The sequence below is a fragment of the Winogradskyella thalassocola genome, assembly GCF_900099995.1.
Lineage (GTDB): Bacteria > Bacteroidota > Bacteroidia > Flavobacteriales > Flavobacteriaceae > Winogradskyella > Winogradskyella thalassocola.
Window position 1 is genome coordinate 21,580 of the sequence record NZ_FNCZ01000004.1, and the last position, 20,709, is coordinate 42,288.

The 20,709-nt window shown below is 33.4% G+C and carries 17 protein-coding genes; all 17 read left to right on the forward strand.

The genetic code is table 11. The features are described from left to right. The first annotated feature begins 351 nt into the window (after positions 1-351). The 17 genes from BLT80_RS11315 (at position 352) to BLT80_RS11395 (ending at position 20,295) form a co-directional block, all read left to right on the forward strand. A complete protein-coding gene (locus BLT80_RS11315; RefSeq protein ID WP_092468031.1) occupies positions 352-1,149 on the forward strand; it encodes a TrmH family RNA methyltransferase in 798 nt (265 codons plus the stop codon). A 97-nt stretch (positions 1,150-1,246) separates the two neighbouring features. Beyond that, complete coding sequence (locus BLT80_RS11320) at positions 1,247-2,479, forward strand: M48 family metallopeptidase (protein ID WP_092468033.1); 1,233 nt, start codon at positions 1,247-1,249, stop codon at positions 2,477-2,479. Positions 2,480-2,528: 49 nt separating this feature from the next. After that, positions 2,529-2,978: an SET domain-containing protein gene (locus tag BLT80_RS11325; RefSeq protein WP_245710235.1), complete on the forward strand. Its 450-nt coding sequence runs from the start codon at positions 2,529-2,531 to the stop codon at positions 2,976-2,978. A gap of 143 nt (positions 2,979-3,121) precedes the next feature. Next, positions 3,122-3,841 carry a 3-ketoacyl-ACP reductase gene (locus tag BLT80_RS11330; protein ID WP_092468036.1) on the forward strand — a complete coding sequence of 240 codons (720 nt, stop codon included), beginning with the start codon at positions 3,122-3,124 and terminating at the stop codon, positions 3,839-3,841. Positions 3,842-4,037: 196 nt separating this feature from the next. Beyond that, entirely contained in the window at positions 4,038-4,979 is a 942-nt protein-coding gene (locus tag BLT80_RS11335; protein WP_092468040.1) for an FAD-dependent oxidoreductase, read from the forward strand. A gap of 137 nt (positions 4,980-5,116) precedes the next feature. Next, positions 5,117-7,324 carry a RelA/SpoT family protein gene (locus BLT80_RS11340; RefSeq protein ID WP_092468043.1) on the forward strand — a complete coding sequence of 736 codons (2,208 nt, stop codon included), beginning with the start codon at positions 5,117-5,119 and terminating at the stop codon, positions 7,322-7,324. Positions 7,325-7,426: 102 nt separating this feature from the next. After that, positions 7,427-7,879, forward strand: coding sequence for a Fur family transcriptional regulator (locus BLT80_RS11345; RefSeq protein WP_092468045.1), 453 nt, complete (start codon positions 7,427-7,429; stop codon positions 7,877-7,879). 12 nt (positions 7,880-7,891) lie between these two features. After that, the gene (locus BLT80_RS11350; protein WP_092468047.1) at positions 7,892-9,172 is read left to right on the forward strand and encodes an adenylosuccinate synthase; all 1,281 of its coding nucleotides are present in this window, start codon (positions 7,892-7,894) and stop codon (positions 9,170-9,172) included. A 4-nt stretch (positions 9,173-9,176) separates the two neighbouring features. After that, on the forward strand, positions 9,177-9,758 hold the full coding sequence (locus BLT80_RS11355) for an outer membrane protein (RefSeq protein WP_092468049.1): 582 nt from the start codon (positions 9,177-9,179) through the stop codon (positions 9,756-9,758). Between the two features lie 73 nt (positions 9,759-9,831). Then, a complete protein-coding gene (locus tag BLT80_RS11360) occupies positions 9,832-11,649 on the forward strand; it encodes an OstA-like protein (protein WP_175455597.1) in 1,818 nt (605 codons plus the stop codon). Continuing rightward, complete coding sequence (locus tag BLT80_RS11365; RefSeq protein WP_092468051.1) at positions 11,650-12,825, forward strand: aspartate aminotransferase family protein; 1,176 nt, start codon at positions 11,650-11,652, stop codon at positions 12,823-12,825. Positions 12,826-12,986: 161 nt separating this feature from the next. Beyond that, a complete protein-coding gene (locus tag BLT80_RS11370) occupies positions 12,987-14,393 on the forward strand; it encodes a tetratricopeptide repeat protein (RefSeq protein WP_092468053.1) in 1,407 nt (468 codons plus the stop codon). A 39-nt stretch (positions 14,394-14,432) separates the two neighbouring features. Continuing rightward, on the forward strand, positions 14,433-15,401 hold the full coding sequence (locus tag BLT80_RS11375) for a DUF368 domain-containing protein (protein WP_092468056.1): 969 nt from the start codon (positions 14,433-14,435) through the stop codon (positions 15,399-15,401). Then, on the forward strand, positions 15,401-16,420 hold the full coding sequence (locus BLT80_RS11380; protein ID WP_092468058.1) for a DUF368 domain-containing protein: 1,020 nt from the start codon (positions 15,401-15,403) through the stop codon (positions 16,418-16,420). The genes BLT80_RS11375 and BLT80_RS11380 overlap by 1 nt, the downstream gene beginning before the upstream one ends. After that, positions 16,389-17,150 carry a shikimate dehydrogenase family protein gene (locus tag BLT80_RS11385; protein WP_092468060.1) on the forward strand — a complete coding sequence of 254 codons (762 nt, stop codon included), beginning with the start codon at positions 16,389-16,391 and terminating at the stop codon, positions 17,148-17,150. Before BLT80_RS11380 ends, BLT80_RS11385 begins: the two co-directional genes overlap by 32 nt. Before the next feature lie 79 nt (positions 17,151-17,229). Further along, a complete protein-coding gene (locus BLT80_RS11390; RefSeq protein WP_092468062.1) occupies positions 17,230-19,254 on the forward strand; it encodes a DUF349 domain-containing protein in 2,025 nt (674 codons plus the stop codon). Positions 19,255-19,419: 165 nt separating this feature from the next. Then, positions 19,420-20,295 carry a T9SS type A sorting domain-containing protein gene (locus BLT80_RS11395; protein ID WP_092468064.1) on the forward strand — a complete coding sequence of 292 codons (876 nt, stop codon included), beginning with the start codon at positions 19,420-19,422 and terminating at the stop codon, positions 20,293-20,295. The last annotated feature ends 414 nt before the right edge of the window (positions 20,296-20,709 follow it).

Here is a 20,709-nt window from a genome sequence, read left to right on the forward strand (position 1 = left end):
TCTTAGCACAAAATTAAGTTAATAAATGTTGAACCTTAGTCGCAATTCATTTAAATCTTAATCCAATGAAAGTTGAATTCTCAAAAAGAAACGATAGTTAAAGTTCTATTATTATACTAAGACTAGCTATTATGATTAAATTATAATTCTGTGAAATTAGTTTTACCTCAATAGGATTAAGTGGAATTTATGAAACTATGATTAACTTCTTCACCGTTAAACTGATTAGCTGATTTGCAACTTAAGTAAAATGTAATCGCTCCAATTAGCAAGAATAGAAATAGGGAAAGCAGTTTTTGTTTTATAATAGGTTAAATTTGCATCTCTTAAATTAGATTAAACAATATAGTAATGAGTAAATCCATCTCTAGCGTTCAAAATCCATTCATTAAACAACTTGTTCTACTCAAAGAAAAATCGAGACAACGTAAAAAGTCTGGACAATTTTTAATTGAAGGTAAGCGCGAACTATCATTAGCTATAAAGGGTGGCTACAATATTGATACCTTATTGTTTTATCCTGAATTATTTTCAGAAAGCGAAGCTCAAGCGATGTCACAATACAATATTGAGATTATTGAAATATCAAAAGAGGTGTTTCAAAAACTAGCACATCGCGATACTACTGAAGGTGTGATTGCTGTAGTGAATTCAAAAAAGCATACGCTCGAAGATTTAAAATTTGAATCTAAAAACCCACTGATTTTAGTGGCCGAAGCACCTGAAAAACCGGGTAATATTGGCGCCTTGCTCAGAACAGCTGATGCCGCAAATGTAGATGCTGTAATTATAGCGAATCCGAAATCAGATTTATACAACCCTAATATCATTCGTTCTAGTGTTGGTTGCGTATTTACGACGGAAATTGCAATGGCCAGTTCTGAAGAAGCTATTGCGTTTCTAAAAAAATATAATTTCAATATTTTCTCTGCTATTTTACAGGAGTCAGAAGCGTATCATTCACAGGATTACACCTTACCAACAGCCATTGTAGTTGGTACAGAAGCGACAGGTTTATCAGAAGAATGGAGAGAAGCTGCCACAAAAAATATAAGCATACCAATGCAAGGTGAAATTGACTCGATGAATGTTTCTGTCGCTGCAGGAATCCTTATTTTTGAAGCGAAACGACAGCGGAATTTTCTTTGAGAAAATTCGCAAATCTCAAAAACTAAAACACAAATTCCAAAACGTTACAGATTAGAACTTGGAATTTAAAATTTTCAAAATTGGAATTTTATTCTTTATGACAGCACAAACCTTATTCTACATCATCATAGCCATCATTATCATCAATTTTATAATTGATAAAGCCCTTGATGCTATAAATGCAAAACATTATAATGACCCTATTCCAGAAGCATTAAACGATGTTTATGATACAACGGAATACAAAAAATCACAAGCTTACAAAACCGTGAATTATAAATTCGGACTTGGAACGTCCTTGTTTTCGTTTGCCTTAACTTTAGGATTTTTACTTCTAGATGGCTTTGAATACGTTGATAACATCGCCCGAAGTTATTCAAACAATCCAATAATCATCGCTTTAATTTTCTTCGGTATCATCATGATAGCGAGCGATATTATTACGACACCATTTGGCTACTATAAAACCTTTGTGATTGAAGAAAAATTCGGATTTAACAAAACCACCAAGAAACTATTCATCTTAGACAAATTGAAAGGTTTAGTTATGATGGTACTTTTAGGCGGTGGTCTCATTGCTCTTATTGTTTGGTTTTATCAGGTTACAGGAAATCAATTTTGGTTATATGCTTGGGGAATTGTAACTGTATTCACCGTGTTTATGAATATGTTTTATTCTAAACTTATTGTACCTTTATTTAACAAACAAACGCCATTAGAAGACGGCGAATTGAGAACTAAAATTTCAACGTATGCGGAATCCGTTAGTTTTAATCTCGAAAAGATCTTCATCATAGATGGTTCAAAACGAAGCACCAAAGCCAATGCCTATTTTTCGGGCTTTGGCAGTGAAAAACGTGTCACACTTTACGATACTTTAGTCAACGATTTAGACGATGAAGAAATCGTGGCTGTTTTAGCACACGAAGTGGGGCATTATAAAAAGAAACACATCATTTTCAATTTAGTGACCTCTATTCTACTTACAGGACTAACGCTTTTTATTTTATCTATCTTTATTTCAAATCCATTATTATCTAATGCCATAGGTGTTGAAATTCCGAGTTTTCATGTTGGTCTGATTGCTTTTGGATTACTCTACTCACCTATTTCAGAAATTACAGGTTTAATAATGAATTACGTTTCACGCGTTTTTGAATACCAAGCAGATGATTACGCCAAAAACACTTATAAACCCGAACCATTAATTACATCATTAAAGAAATTATCTAAAAACAGCTTGAGTAATTTAACACCACATAAAGCCTATGTATTTATGCATTATTCTCATCCTACACTTTTAGAGCGTATTAAGAATCTAAAAAAATAAAAGCGCTTTTAATTATATAACCGAACATCGTTAATAAATCTCATCAACCTTGAGCGACTCCAATACAGAAGACCAGTATATAAACACAAATACTATTGAAGCACCCGAATCAGACTACTTGTTTATTCAGCCTTCACAAATTAAACATGCTGGTAAAGGTTTATTTACGGCAATAGACATTTATGAAGATGAAATCATTTCGTCGTTTAAAGGCGAAATTATCGATAACAAAGAAGCGGCACTAAGAGTCGAACAACACCAAGACAGGTACTTTATTAATTTGCTAGATGGTACTATTATGGATAGTATGCATACCGATTGCTACGCCAAATATGCGAATGATGCAGAAGGCTTATCGCAAAGTAATTTTAAAAACAATGCTGCAATTACTTTAGACGACGATAATAATGTCTGTATTAAAGCTATAAAAAACATAGAGTATGGAGACGAAGTGTTTTGCAGTTATGGCAAATCCTATTGGAAAAAACATGGCGAATAACATTTACTGATATCCAATAATTATCAATAATAGGCATCTCACACTTTTAGAACGTATTAAGATTTTAAGGCTGTAACTTCACATTATTATAACAGTAAAGACACCCAATTTTTATAACTTTGAATAAAAAGAAACATAATATAATGACAGATTTAAAAAATAGAAAAGCAATAATTACAGGAGGCGGAAGAGGTTTAGGAAAAGCAACGGCTATAGCTTTTGCTAAAGAAGGCATTGATGTCGCTATTACTGGTAGAAATGAAGCCGTTTTAAAAGAAACCGTTTCAGAATTAAAAGGATTTGGTGTAAACGCTACTTATGCTGCATTTGATGTTAGCAACTACGAGGAAGTACAAGTAAGCATTAAAACCTTAATTGAAACTTTAGGATCTATTGATATTTTGGTTAATAATGCTGGTATTGCTGCTTTTGGATCATTAAACGATATGGAAGTGGATCAATGGAGTCAAATTATACAAACCAATGTTATGGGAATGTATTATGTCACCAAAGAAGTTTTACCACATTTAATTGCTAAAAATGAAGGTGATATTATTAATGTATCGTCCACTGCTGGATTAAGCGGTAATGCGACAACATCAGCATATTCAGCTTCAAAATTTGCAGTTATCGGAATGTCTCAATCTTTAATGAAAGAAGTCCGTAAAAACAATATTAGAGTGTGTACTTTAACTCCAAGTACGATTGCTTCAGATATGTCTATAGAATTAGGTATTGCTAGCAAAGATTCTGAAGACAGCGTTTTACAACCCGAAGATTTTGCAGAATTAATTGTATCTGGTTTAAAATTACCACGACGCGCTATGATGGCAAATGCATCGTTATGGTCTACTAATCCGTAATTTTACTTTCAAAAATTAAATAACAAAACCTACATTAATTGTGGGTTTTGTTATTTCTAAACTACTCGGAATTTTAGTAATGCACACAAATATGAGACGTTTGATTATTTAAAATAAAAAGACGAACTTCATTGCATTATAAATCTTTTGGGTTTTCATTTTTCAGGAATTCCAATACAAAAAACAAAAAATCAGCATGCCATCAGTTACTGTCGTAGGATCAGGGATTGTGGGGTTAACGTCCGCAATTATACTTCAAGAAAAAGGATTTGAAGTCACTATAGTTGCAAAGGAATGTTTTGACAAAACATTATCTAGTAAAGTTGGAGCGATTTGGTTTCCATTCGAAATTGAACCTAAAGAAAAAGCCAATATATGGGCATCACTTGCTTATGAGCGTTATCAAAATGACATAGAACCTAAAAACGGAGTCACTTTTATTCCTTTTTTAACTGCTTACAACAACCACAGCAATAATGACTGGACTCAAACATTACCTAAAGGGACTGTTAGAAAAGCGAAACCTTCAGAGCTTCCTAAAGGTATAAAAATGGCATTCATTTCCATAGTTCCGTTAGCAGAACCCCGTTTATATCTACCCTATTTATTTGAGAAATTTCTTAAAAACGGAGGCCATTTTGAAGAACGAGAAATTAAAGACATTAAAGAACTAGCAGCACTAAATACTTTAGTTATTAATTGTACCGGACTAGGCGCAAAAAACCTATGTAACGATGAGGATTTACAACCGATGCGAGGTCAAATTTTACGTTGTAAAAAAATGAATACTCCTTCTTTTGCCGATTCCACAAAAAAAGGAGCTCTTAGCTATATTATTAATAGAAGTAACGACTGTGTGATTGGCGGAACAGATTATGACAACGATTGGAATAGAAATGTAGAGGCCTCAGACACCACCCTAATTTTAAATCGACTTAAAGCTATTGGTTATAATGAGGCCCCGCCAGAAATACTAGAAGAGATTGTAGGCTTACGACCAAAAAGAAGTCCTGTTAGGTTTGAATTTGATGATAATTTCTCCAATATTTTCCATAATTATGGACATGGAGGCGCTGGTTTTACGGTAGCTTGGGGTTGCGCTATTGAACTTGCAGAACTACTTACTGAGAAGAAATAATAAAAAGGAAAGTCAACATTCTAAACCCATAACTTTCACTAATTACCATTACAAACCATTATTTATATCTGAAAATTTCTAAAATTTCCTATTAAAAAAATAGTGCTCATTTACAATGGTTTTACTACTTTAGTTCTATGACTGAGGAAGCTATAGAAAAAGAAAATAAAGCCATCGCCAAAGCTTACAAGGAATTACTAAAAGTAAGCTATCAGACTTTAAGCACAGACGATAAGAAATTAATTCGTCATGCTTTTGAAGTTGCTGTGGATGCACATAAAGATCAACGACGTAAATCTGGCGAAGCCTATATTTTTCACCCGATTGCAGTAGCTAGAATTGTGGCGCAAGAAATAGGTATGGATGCTACATCTATTGCTGCAGCGCTACTTCATGATGTTGTTGAGGACAATCCCGATTACACTATTGATGATATTGAGCAGTTATTTGGAGAAACAGTTGCAAGAATTGTAGATGGACTCACCAAAATCTCTTCGCTAAAAAAAGACATGGATGTGTCCTTACAAGCAGAGAACTTTAGAAAAATGCTACTTACCCTAAATGATGACGTTAGAGTTATCATTATAAAAATAGCAGACCGTTTGCATAATATGCAGACTATGGACTCCATGCGCGCAGACAAGCAAGTTAAAATTGCCTCTGAAACCTTATACATCTACGCTCCATTAGCTCATAGAATTGGACTTTACAATATTAAGACAGAACTTGAAGATTTAGGACTAAAATATACCGAACCAGAAGTTTACAGCGATATTCTCGCAAAAATACAAGATAGCAAAGAAGATCAAGATGCTTATATCAAAGCCTTTTCTAAAGTGATTGAAGACTCACTTAATACTGAAGGTTTAAACTACGAAATTAAAGGTCGTCCAAAATCTATTTTTAGTATTCGTAGAAAAATGGTAAAACAAGGGGTTTCTTTTGATGAAGTCTATGATAAGTTTGCCGTTCGAATTGTATACAAATCAGATTTAGCTAACGAGAAATTCTTAGCTTGGAAAATATATTCTATCGTAACTGATCATTTTACACCTAATCCTATTCGACTTCGGGATTGGATTTCCTCTCCTAAATCCACAGGATACGAAGCCCTTCACATTACAGTTGTTGGTCCAAAAAGTCGTTGGGTAGAAGTTCAGATCCGTAGTCAACGCATGAATGAAATTGCAGAAAAAGGGTATGCGGCCCATTACAAATACAAAAATGCAGATGCTAAAGAAGACAATCTCGATTTGTGGATTAACCGTTTACAAGAAGCCTTAGAAAATCACGAAGCAGATGCCGTAGATTTTGTAGAACAGTTTAAACTCAATTTATATTCTAAAGAGATTTTTGTCTTTTCACCTAAAGGAGATTTAAAATCGCTTCCTAAAGGAGCTACTCCACTCGACTTTGCGTTTAGCATCCATACAGAAGTGGGCATGAGAACACGAGGAGCTAAAGTCAATGGTAAGTTAATGCCTTTGAGTCATGTGTTACAAAGTGGTGATCGTGTAGAAATTATGACGTCTGAGAATGCTAAACCTAATGCGAACTGGTTAGATTATGCCACAACAGCAAGAGCTCGTAGTAAAATAAAATCGGCATTAAACGAAGACACTAAACTAATAGCAGAAGAAGGAAAAGAGATTTTAAGACGAAAATTAAAGCAACTTAAAATTACTCTGAATGAAAATTCTATTAATGAATTGGTGAGTTATTTTAAACTGAACACCTCTTTAGATTTATTCTATCGTGTTGGTATTGGTAGTATCGATAACACAAAATTAAAAGCCTTTGCATCATCGCGTAGCAATGCTTTTATGAGTTATTTTAAAAACAAGATTTATAAACCATCTGTTTCAAAAGATATACATAAAGAAGAGATTACTTCTAAATATGACATGTTGGTTTTTGGCAAAGAAGAAGAAAAACTCAACTATACGCTAGCTAATTGCTGTAATCCTATTCCTGGAGATAAAGTTTTTGGCTTCTTAACAATTAACGATGGCTTAAAAGTCCACAAAACAAACTGTCCTAATGCAGTAAGCTTGCAATCTAACTACGCATATAGAATTATGCAAGCCAAATGGATAGATTCGTCACAACAAGTGTATACCTCTCAGATCATTTTATCTGGTATAGATAATTTAGGACTTGTAAACGACATCACTAAACTCATTTCTGGTAATATGCATGTTAACATGAAGAGTATTAGTTTTTCTAGTGATGATGGTGTATTTACTGGCAAAATAACGGTTCAGGTTAAAAATCAAGCCATGCTTAAAAAACTCATCGATAAGCTTAAACAAATTAATGGAATTGACAAAGTAACACGAGTATAAAGGTTATTAACTATTATTCGAAACTTGTTCATTTCTTTCGCTTTTAATCGCCAATTTTATAATTCATATCCTATAAAATTTGCTTAAATTTGCTGCTTAATTATGAATGCAACCACAGAAGAAAGTAACCAGGAAATTGTAAAACGTGTATTTACACAATTCCTTGAAGATAAAGGTCATAGAAAAACACCTGAGCGCTACGCTATACTTCAAGAAATTTATGATAACAAAGAACATTTTGATATTGAATCTTTATATATCAAAATGAAAAACAAAAATTATCGTGTAAGTAGAGCGACGCTTTATAATACAATTGAATTACTATTAGAATGTGCTTTGGTCCGTAAGCATCAATTTGGGCAAAGTCAGGCACATTACGAAAAATCGTATTTTGATAAAAATCACGATCATGTAATTCTCACAGATACTGGAGAAGTCATAGAGTTTTGTGACCCACGCATTCAATCCATCAAAAAAACCATTGAAGAGGTTTTTGATATTCAGATAACTAATCATTCACTATATTTTTACGGTAACCGTAAAAAAGACGACTAACTCAATTTTAAAATGGCAGTAGATTTACTACTTGGATTACAATGGGGAGATGAAGGCAAAGGAAAAATTGTCGATGTATTTACCTCTAACTACGATATTATTGCACGCTTTCAAGGTGGCCCAAATGCAGGTCATACCTTAGTATTTAACGGCAAGAAACATGTATTGCATACAATTCCATCAGGTATTTTTCACGAGAATAAGGTGAACCTTGTTGGTAATGGTGTTGTTATCGATCCTGTTATTTTCAAGAAAGAACTCGATAAGTTAGAAGAGCAGAATGTTGATTATAAAAAATCACTTTGTATTTCGCGCAAGGCACATATTATTTTACCTACGCATCGCTTATTAGATGCAGCAAGTGAAGCTTCTAAAGGTAAAGCAAAAATAGGGTCTACATTAAAAGGTATTGGTCCAACTTATATGGATAAAACCGGTAGAAACGGAATTAGAGTTGGTGATATTGAATTAGCCGATTGGAAAGACAAATACAGAGCTTTAGCAGATAAGCACGAAGCAATGATTGAATTTCACAACGTAGATATTCAATATGATTTAAAAGAACTAGAAGCTGATTTCTTTGAAGCTATCGAAACTTTAAAATCTTTAAAATTTATTGATTCTGAAGAATACATTTATCAAGCACAACAATCTGGTAAATCTATTTTAGCTGAAGGTGCACAAGGGTCTTTATTAGATATTGATTTCGGAACGTATCCTTTTGTAACATCTTCTAATACCACTGCAGCAGGTGCTTGTACAGGTTTAGGAGTTGCTCCAAACCAAATTGGAGAAGTATTCGGTATTTTTAAAGCTTATACTACTCGTGTTGGTTCTGGACCATTCCCAACTGAATTATTTGATGAAGATGGTGAAACTATGGGTCGCGTTGGTAACGAATTCGGTGCAACAACCGGAAGATCTAGACGTTGTGGCTGGTTAGATTTAGTAGCTTTACGCTATGCTTGCCAAGTTAATGGAGTTACACAATTAATTATGATGAAAGGTGATGTGCTTTCAGGATTTAAAACCCTAAAAGTATGTACAGCTTACAAATATAAAGGTGAAACCATTACACATTTACCATATAATATTGAGGCAGAAAACGTCACTCCTATTTATACAGAAATAAAAGGTTGGGCTGCAGATTTAACAGGAATGACTGAAGCATCACAACTTCCAGAAAATTTAAATGGTTATGTTGAATTCTTAGAGAAAGAATTAAATATTCCTATTACAATTGTTTCTGTAGGTCCTGATCGTAAACAGACAATTATTCGCAAGACGGTATAATTGTATGTTTCGAAAAATTGCGCTTTTCATAATTGGTCTTGTTTCAATTGTAGGTTATTCTCAAGATTCAAAACTCAATGTTGAACTGAGCTACCCTATAGTTGTGGATGATAATTTTGTTGGCAGAAACTATAATGGCATTGTTGATTTAGGACTCAAGTATCGGTTTTTAGCATTGAATGCCATCCATATTGGAGGTTCATTTCATGTAGGTTATTTAAAAAATTCTAAAACAGAACGCGTTCAACCAATTGATGTGAATCTATTCACAATTCAACCAAGAATTTTTGCTGAATTACACATACCTAGCCTTCCGAAGTTTTATCCTTCTGTAGGCTTAGGCTATAGTGTATTTGTTTTTAAACCAGTTAACAATCAACCTTCATTAAACCCAAATACAACTTATGAAAGTGAGAATGAATCTGGTTTTAATATCAATTTAGGAATAGCTTACGACATATCGCGTAAAGTACTCATTCAAATTCAATACGACTTTGTAAAATTCGGTATCGACAATGACGTTCCGGATATCACTTACAACTCAAATATCAATATTCTAAAAATTGGCTTAGGTTATAGACTTTAAATTAATTATCTGTTAAAAAAAACGTTAACACACACTAAAGCAAATCTAATAAGTGTTATTTTGTAAAAAATATATGTCTTTGAAACGATTTAAAAATCTTCTATTTATCATTTGCTTAGTATCTGTCTTTTTTAGCTTTGGACAAGAAAAGCAGAAAATAACAGTGAAATATTCTGGGAACACTTCAACGTCTCCAGATATAAAAGATGGCGCATTGGTATTTCTTAGAGACAAGTCACAACAAGTCCATTTTATTCATAAAGGAGCAGATCTTTTTTGCGATAAAGCCATTTATTATGAAGACCAAGATTTTATAGAAGCCTTCAGTAACGTGGTGATGAAGCAAGGTGACTCTATTAATATGGTTGCTAAATACCTAGAATATAGTGGAAAATCTCAATTAGCAATTGCACGAGGCGACGTCGTTTTAACAGAACCTCAATCTACGCTTAAAACCGACACACTTTATTTTGATAGAATAAAACAGCAAGCCTATTACAACACTAAAGGAACAGTTGTAAGAGACACTTCAGGAACAATTACGAGTCAAATTGGAAGGTATTATATCAATGCTAGCAAGTACCAGTTCGTTAAAGATGTAGTTCTCGTTAATCCCACTTACACTTTAAACACGGAACGTCTCGATTTCTTTACAGAAAATGGCCACGCCTATCTTTTTGGTCCTTCGACCATAGTTGGAGAAGCGAGCAAGATTTATTGTGAACGTGGTTTTTATGACACAAATAATAATACAGGACATTTTCAGCGCAACGCCAAAATCGATTATGACAATCGCACAGTAGAAGGAGATAGTTTGTATTTTGATAGAACTAAAAAATTTGCTTCTGCCACTAACAATATTACAGTTACAGATACGCTTAATAAAAGTATTGTAAAGGGGCATTATGCTGAAGTTTGGCGAGCAAAAGACTCCATGTATATTACAAAGCGCGCTTTAGCTATAACAGTTCAAGAAAACGATTCAATTTACATACACGCAGATACGCTTATGGTTACTGGCAAACCCGAAAACCGCATCACTCGGGCTTACAATAACGCCAGATTATATAAAAGTGACATGGCTGGCAAAGCAGATTCTATTCATGTTAATCACAAAGAAGGTTTAACCCAACTGATTAACCTTAATAGATTTAGCTCTACTGATGCTTTTGCTACCAAACGCAAACCTGTACTTTGGAATATTGGTAATCAAATGACTGGTGATACTATTCATTTAATTTCAAACCCAAAAACAGAGCAATTAGATTCTTTAAAAGTGTTTGAAAATGCATTTTTAATAAATAAAGACACCTTAAGTGAAGATGGCTACAACCAAATAAAAGGTCTACGGCTAATTGGATTATTTAAAGACAACCAACTTTACAATGTAGATATCATTAAAAATGCCGAAACCATTCGATATTTAAGAAATGATGAAGGTGAATTAATAGGGATTCAAAAATCAAAATCGGGTAGTATTAATGTTCAAATTATCGACCAAGAAATAGACGAAGTTCGTTTTATTAATCAAATTGATGGTAATATTTTCCCCGAGTCAGATTTCCCAAAAAGCGGCAGACGCTTAAGGGACTTCGATTGGCGTGGCGAAGAACAACCACTGTCTGTTGAAGATTTATTTAAAGATGATCCTCCATTAGATTTACCATTAATTAAAGGTTTAGACGACTATATTCCTGCTGAAGCATTTATTGATGATGACGTTACGGAACGTATAGAAGAAGCCGGAAAAGCCACTCCTAAAAAAGAGAATAAAGCGGCTCGGAATCTCCCTAAAAAAACAATATTAAAGCCATTTCAATCTACTCCGAAAAAGGCAGACTCTACAGCGACGAAACCTTTAAAACAAACAATTAAAAAAGAAGGTCAATAATTGAAAGACGAGTTTTTAAAATACCAAGCTCAGACCACGCCATATCCACTAGCGATGGAAATAAGCCATGCAAAAGGATGCTATATTTATGACACTCAAGGCAAAGCTTATCTCGATTTTGTTGCTGGAGTTTCAGCATGTAGTTTAGGGCATTCGCATCCTAAAGTGGTAACAGCAGTTAAGGATCAATTAGACAAATACCTTCATGTGATGGTTTATGGAGAATATATTCAAAAACCAGCATTAGAATTAACTAAGATATTAGCCAAACATTTACCTGCTCCTTTAGAATCTACATATCTTGTAAATTCAGGAACAGAAGCTATTGAAGGCAGCTTAAAATTAGCAAGGCGTTTTACAGGTCGTTCAGAAATTATTGCTGCAAAAAATGCGTATCATGGCAATACTATGGGCTCACTAAGCCTTATGGATTACGAAGAACGCAAGCAGCCCTTTTTACCGTTAATTCCAGACATAAAGCATATTGAATTTAATTCTATAACAGATTTAGAAAAAATCACTGATAAAACGGCTGCTGTTATCCTAGAAACGATTCAAGGCGGAGCCGGGTTTATTGAACCTACCAACAACTATCTAACTAAAGTGCAAGAACGTTGTAATGCCGTTGGAGCTGTTTTTATCTTAGATGAAATTCAGCCAGGAATTGGGAGAACGGGAACACTATTCGGGTTTGAGAACTACAACTGCCAACCAGATATTGTTGTTACAGGCAAAGGTTTAGGAGGTGGCTTACCTATTGGAGCATTTACAGCCTCTAAACACATGATGGATTGTTTAAGTGATAATCCAAAACTTGGCCATATCACAACTTTTGGCGGAAATCCTGTAATTGCAGCTGCAGCTTTAGCGACTTTAAAAGAAATCACAGAGTCTAATCTGATGTCTGAAGCCTTAGAAAAGGAGCAATTAATTAGGCAACATCTTCGACATAAACACATCAAAGAGATTAGAGGTCGTGGTCTAATGTTAGCCGCTTTTACAGATAATGCAGAGCTTACAAATGAAGTGATTTTGAAAGCTAAAGACCAAGGATTAATATTATTTTGGCTCCTCTTTGAACCCAAAGCCATCCGTATTACGCCTCCTTTAACAATTTCAAATGAAGAAATAATAGAAGGATGTCGTATCATAACTTCAATACTAGACGAAATTTAATTCCATTTACACGCTTTTAAAATACTTTAATTCAGTCTTTTACATACCTTAACATAAACGAAAATTTGAATGTTAATTAATTTGTTAAGAACATTCGTTGAAAAAACGATGTAACGCATAGGATAACTGTAATTTTATTTCAGCGAATTATTAAACTATTTATGCAATATAGTCAAGACGACGAAAATTTCCCTCTCACTCGATTTGAATCGATGCTAAAGACCAATAATATATTGTTCTTTGATTCTAACGAGTTCGAAAATATCATACACCACTATTTAGAAAATGGCAAAATCCCGCTATCTAAACGTGCCATTAAGTTAGGTTTAGAACAACACCCTACATCCATTAATCTAAGATTATTTCAAGTTGAAATTTTAGTGATTGAAAATAAGTTTAAAGAGGCGGATGATTTATTAGATAGACTACATAATATTGAACCTACCAACGAAGAAATTTTTATTCAAAAAGCAAATGTTTTATCTAAACAAGATAAACATCAGCAAGCTATAGATACGTTACTTATTGCCATAGAACTATCTCACACACCAGAAGATGATGCAGATTTGTATGCCTTAGTGGGTATGGAATATTTATTTTTAGATAAATTTGAAAATGCTATTATCTATTTTAAAAAATGCTTAGAAAGCGATACTTCAGATTACTCTGCACTTCATAATATTGTGTATTGTTATGATTTTCTAAATCAGCATTCAGAAGCTATAGACTATTTAAATTTATATTTAAACACTAATCCATATTGTGAAGTTGCTTGGCACCAATTGGGAAGACAGTATTTTACTATTAAAGATTATGCGAAAGCAAATACAGCCTTAGATTTTGCAATTATTTCGGATGACACTTTTATTGGTGCTTATATTGAAAAAGGAAAAGTCCTCGAGAAATTAGAAAAATACGAAGAGGCTATTGACAATTACAAAATCAGCTTAGCATTAGACGACCCAACGTCCTTTGCACTTTTGCGTATTGGTCAATGTTATGCCAAACTCGAACAGGAAGATTTAGCTATTCAGTTTTTCAAAAAAACAATCCATGAAGACGCCTTACTCGATAAAGGTTGGATTGCGATTACCAAGTTTTACATGAAACGTCTTAACTATCAAAAAGCACTTTACTACATTAATAAAGCTGTTATTATAGATAGTGAAAATGTTAAATATTGGAAACTTTATGCCGCTGTAAACAAACGACTAAATTTTCTTGAAGAAGCAGAGCGTGGTTACAAACGCACTTTAGATTTAGGTAATTACGAATTAGATACATGGCTAAACAGATCTGATGTTTTAACAACTTTGGGTGAGTACGAAGCTGCTATATTTAATTTACTTCAGGCTTCAGAATTTTATCCAGAAAGTGCAGAAGTAGAATTCCGATTAGCAGGCCTGTATTTCACCGTTCATCAATCTGAAGAAGGTCGTTTCCATCTTAAAAATGCAACACGACTTAATATCGATTATAACTTTATTATTTCAGAATTATTTCCTCAACTTACAGATAAACCCTTGATTAAAGCTATAATTTCAGAAGCTAAAAAGACATCAAACTAAAAAAAATCATACCTTAGCATTTCATATTTTTCTTATAAAATGCAAAGACGATTTATAGATTATTTAGTCATCACTTTTAAAGGTATTGCAATGGGAGCAGCAGATGTTGTTCCAGGTGTTTCTGGAGGAACCATTGCGTTTATATCTGGTATTTACGAAGAACTTATAGAAAGTATTGATAAGGTTAATCTCAGTGTTTTCAAAGTTTGGAAGAAAGAAGGTTTTAAAACCGCATGGAACTCCTTTAACGGGAATTTTTTAATAGCTCTTTTTTCTGGAATAGCGATTAGTATTTTATCCTTATCAAAACTCATAAAGTGGTTATTACACAATGAGCCCGTATTACTTTGGTCTTTCTTTTTCGGACTTGTTTTAGCTAGTATTTTATACATAGCCAAACAAATTAAAGGTTGGTCCTTAAAATTGATAATTGCTATATTAATAACGTCAATTATATCTTTTTATATTACCAAAGCCGAACCATTTGCCTCACCAGACAGTCCATACTATCTTATATTCTGTGGATTTATAGCGATCATTGCTATGATTTTACCAGGAGTTTCTGGTGCATTTATTTTACTAATTCTTGGAGCTTACCAAACCGCAATTGATACCATTAATAATCTAAGAGATGGTTTGTTAAATGGAAATATGGAACTTTTTAAAGATGCGTTATTAAAATTCGTACTACTTGGTGTTGGCGCTGTCATTGGACTTAAAGTCTTTTCTAAAGCCTTAAATTGGATGTTTAAACATCACAAAAATCTAACTCTAGCCATCTTAACCGGGTTTATGATTGGGTCTCTAAATAAAATTTGGCCATGGAAAGAAGTTTTAAAAACCCGTATAAATTCTGAAGGTGAAGTGGTTACCCTACTTGATAAAAGTATCTTACCAACCTCTTATGTTGGCGATAACGAACTCGTAATGGCAATCATATTCATTGTCATTGGGTTTGCAACTATCTTAATTTTAGAAAGCTTAGGTAAACATAAAAACAAAGTGTAATGCAAAGCACCAGAGCGCTTAAAGATCGCGTATTCTTGGTCATTAAAGGCTTGGCTATGGGTGCCGCTAACAAAGTTCCAGGTGTATCTGGAGGTGTTGTTGCTTTTGTTGCTGGTTTTTACGAAGAGTTTATCTACTCATTACAACGGGTTAACAAAACGGCTTTTAAACTTTTGTTTAATGGGAGGTTTAAAAGCTTTTATCGTTATATCAATGGTAAATTCTTAAGCTTACTATTTTTAGGAATGATAGTGAGTTATTTTAGTGTTTCTAAACTATTGGATTACCTCATTGTACATTACGAGCTTTATGTCTGGAGTACGTTCTTTGGAATGATTTTAGGTTCAATTTATTATATCTCTAAGGATTTTAAAGAATGGAATAGAACGACCTTATTAGCTTTAGTTCTTGGAGCCATAGCTGGTATTAGTGTTAGTTTTCTAGATCCTGCAACGGAAAACGATAATCTATTTTTTGTTTTCTTTTGTGGCATAATTAGTGTTTCTGGCATGACGTTACCAGGGTTTTCTGGTTCGTTCATTCTTATTCTCTTAGGAAATTACGTATTGCTGTTAGTTGACTCTGTAAATGCACTTAACGACACCATAGTTGATGTTATTAGTGGTGATTTTGAATTTATTCATAATGCCTATCGCATACGAATGTTAAAAGTTTTAGTGGTATTCACACTAGGTTCTCTCACTGGTTTGGTTACTTTTTCACATATACTAAGTTATATACTGAAGAATTACAAATTCATTACACTCGCTACCATAATGGGTTTTATCATCGGTTCATTAGGAGTTGTTTGGCCATGGAAAGAAACCATATATAAAACAAATACTGATGGCATAACTATTCTAGATTCCACTGGAAAACAAATCATTGCCAATTACCAGCGGTATTTACCAGAATTGAACACCCAAACTTACATCGCAATTGTTTATATTGCCCTAGGAATCCTGATAGTTTTAGGATTAGAATGGTATGGAAAACGCACAAGACAAATCAAAACTTAAATTCGGACTCGTAGGAAAAGATATCTCCTACTCGTTTTCGAGAGGTTATTTTAAAGATAAATTCGACTCTGAAAATTTACCAAATTCTTATGTAAATTTCGATTTACAATCTATAGACGAGCTTTCAGAAATCATAAAGACTACGTCAAACTTAAAAGGGCTTAACGTCACTATTCCTTATAAAGAACAAGTAATTCCTTTACTCGATAAGTTAAACAAAAAAGCACGAGACATTGGAGCTGTAAACACCATTCGATTTACAAAAAAGAAAAAACTGGTAGGTTACAATACCGATTTCTATGGTTTTAGAAATTCTATAAAACCACATTTAAAATCACATCATAAAAAAGCTTTAATTCTTGGTACAGGAGGGGCTTCTAAAGCCATTGCTTACGCCCTTAAAAAGTTAAAAATTAAATATGATTTTGTCTCGCGCTCTCAAAAGGAAAATGTCACCTATTTATATTCCGACTTAACAAGTGATATTATTTCAGAATACACCATTATTATCAATTGCACACCAATTGGCACGTTTCCTAAGGTTAATGAATGTCCCGATATTCCGTATGACGCCGTTACCAGTGAGCATATTTTATATGACCTTATTTATAACCCTGAGCAAACTAAATTTTTACAATGTGGGCAACTTAAGGGAGCAACAACCATAAATGGTCTCGAAATGTTAAGACTACAGGCTGAAAAATCTTGGGAAATCTGGAATAAATCCTAAAACACAAGCTCTACACGCATTTCCTTTGTAGTTAAACTACTAGTTAGTATCTTTAACAACTATAAAAAATATTTGACACATGTCTGAGAATGATAACCTGCAACATGCAGATGGAAAAAAAGAAGTAGAATCAACAGAAACTACTCCAACACAACCAACAGAAATTGAAATGAATGCCGCTGAAGCTGAAGTAAATAATGACCTTGATGAAGGTTCTGTAATTGAAATAGTTGAAACAGAAGCTGAGAGCATTGTAAAATCTGAAGACGATGACGTTGAGGAGACACCTGAAACTGAAGCTCCTAAAGACGACCTTGTTGACGAAATAGAAGCATCAAATGCTGAAGACGCTGAAGATGAATCTAATGCTGAGCGTCATGAGGTTGAGGAAAAAGATTATCATGCCATGACTATGGTTGAGCTCACTGCTGAAATGGGTAGACTCTTGAAAACCCATAAGATTCAAACGATCTCAAAACATGTTAATGAGATTAAAGGCGAATTTAATGCCAAATTCAGTGAGCTTCTAGATGAAAAAAAGGAAGAATTTATTGAAGATGGAGGTAACGAAATAGACTTCTATTATACCAACGACACCAAAAAACAATTCAATTCGTATTATAAAGAATACAAACAAACCATAAATGTTTATTATAAGGAGCGCGAGCAAAACCTGAAACAAAACCTTGATAATAGACTACAAATTATTGAAGATATTAAAGGTCTACTCAGTGTTGAAGAAAACATGGGTACCACCTATAAAACCTTCAAAGAACTCCAGGAAAAATGGCGTAATGCTGGCCCAATTCCACGAGACAAATACAATACGGCTTGGAATACTTACCACCATCATGTAGAGCGTTTTTACGACTTCTTACATCTCAATAACGATTTGAGAGATATGGACTTTAAGCATAACTATGATCAGAAATTAAAAATCATAGAACGTGCAGAAGAGTTAGCAGAAGATGAGAACACTAACCGTTCGTTTAGAGAATTACAAGTACTACATAAACTCTGGAAAGAAGAGCTTGGACCTGTTGGTAAAGAACACAGAGAAATAATTTGGGAACGCTTTAGTAATGCCACAAAATTGATTCACGATAAGCGTCAAGCTTACTATGCTGATATGGATAAAGCTCACGAAAAAAATCTTGAGCGCAAAGAAGAAATCATTGCACAAATAACAGCTCTAGCGGAGGACAAAGGCAATTCACATAGTGCTTGGCAGAAAAAGATTAAAGAAATTGAAGCTCTAAGAGACGCTTTTTTTAAGGCAGGTAAAGTGCCTTTAAAAGTTAATGAGAGTACTTGGGCAAAATTTAAATCAGCAGTAAGAACTTTTAATCGTGGTAAAAACAGCTTTTACAAAGATTTAAAGAAAGATCAATATGATAATCTTAAAAAGAAAAAGGATTTAATTCAAATTGCAGAAGACAATAAAGATAGTGATGACTTTGCAACGGTAACTCCGTTAATGAAGAAAATTCAGAACGAATGGAAAACAATTGGTCATGTTCCAAGACGCGATAGCGATAAAATCTGGAAGCAATTTAAAGCAGCTTGTAATCACTATTTCGATAAAATGCATACAGAGCGCAAAGCGCAAGATCAACACCTTTATGATGCTTTTGATAAAAAAGTAAAGTTATTAGACGAATTAAAAACACTTGAGCTTACTGAAGATCCTAAAGCAGATATAACAATACTACAAGACAAAATTGCTGAGTGGAAAGCCATAGGATATGTACCGCAAAATAAACGTTACATTGATGGGAAATTCTACAAGGCCATTGACGATAAATTCGATAAGCTTAAAATGGATAAATCGAAATTAGAGATGATTAAGTTTGAGAGTAAACTCGAAAACTTAGCAGATTCTGATGACACGCGATTGCTAGATAATGAGCAAAATTTTATCCGAAAAAGAATTACTGAAATAAAATCTGAAATCAATCAATTAGAAAATAATTTACAGTTTTTCTCTAATGTAAAATCAGATAATCCTTTAGTGAAAGATGTCCATAAAAATATTGCGAATCATAAAAAGGAATTAGACACTTGGAAAGCCAAATTATCCAAGGTTCGTGGCATGTATAGCTAAAATACTATAGAATTTAGATGTAACTCATTTGCTTATAACACACATCCGTTTGTTATAAGCAAATACTTTCTGTAATAAACAAAATAGTCTCAGCATCACAGATACGCTATGTACTATTTCTAAACACAAATCAATTCAATCAAACAATTTAAACACCCAAATATTATGAAAAAAACTCTACGCTTTTTACTGTTATGCCTACCAACTATTGCATTATCACAAGTTGAATTAGATCAGGTTGATGATTTTGAAGATTATACGATGAGTAACTGGACCAAAAACAATTCTATCGCTAACGAAAATATTTATAACGGAGGTCCTTCTGGTGAAGGCGATAATTTTTTACGAGTAACCTCAAGCGGTTCAGGTTCTGATCTTGAATTAATGACTAAAAATAATGCCCAATGGCAAGGTAACTACTATCAAGGTAATCTTTCGAGTCGTGTTAAATACATATCAATGGATGTTAGAAATTCAGGTGATAATGTTATTTTTTTAAGGTTATCTTTTCAAACCGATTATGGTCTTATTTATCGTTGCAGTACAACCAATGCCATAGCTGTTTTACCAAACGAAGGATGGAAACGAATTTCTTTTTCTATTCTTGAAGAAAACATAACAGCACTTTCAGATACCTTCAGCTACTCTGTTACATTTGGAAGTTCAAGTCAAGGCGTAGAAGAAATGAGAATAGTACACAATGATGTACCTGCTTGGGAGTCAGATCCCATCGAAGCGGTTTTAGATATTGACAACATCATGGCTGAAAGCCAGACTTTGAGTACAGAAGAAATCGCTGTGAAATCAGAATTAAAATTATTTCCTAATCCAACTAGCAATGTTATTACTGTGACTAGCAACGAAAACGTTACTGAAGATATTAGCTATGGTATTATTGATTTATTGGGAAGAACGGTAAAAGAAGGACATTCTAAATTAAATCAGGAAATAAATATACAAGATTTGAATAGTGGTAATTATATTGTTGAAATAAAAAATGCCAATGGAGACATCTTTAGAGAAAAACTAATAAAAAATTAGTCGGCATTCTCAATATCTCTATTTTAAAATTAAAGTCAACTTATATCTAATAAAACTAATATTAGCTAAAGCCTAAAATATCAAAACCCACTTGTACTTTACAAGTGGGTTCTGCCCTAACTAAACTAAATTAACCTTAATTACAACCGCTTAAAATAATAATTAAGATTTCCTACTAAGATTATAAAAACGCTTTTGTTTTTATATACAGTATTTACGCACAGAAATTAGTTTTGGATGTTTGGAATTTAAATTTTTTAAAACTTTAACAAATGACCAATTTTCATTGCCGTCTCTAGAAGAAAGTTAGAATTTTAATGAAGGTAATTAATTTAAGCAGAAAGAATTTCTTATAGTTTTCTCGTCAAGTTTTGACAGACAATTCTGTTATTTAGCTTTTAATTTTTTAAAATT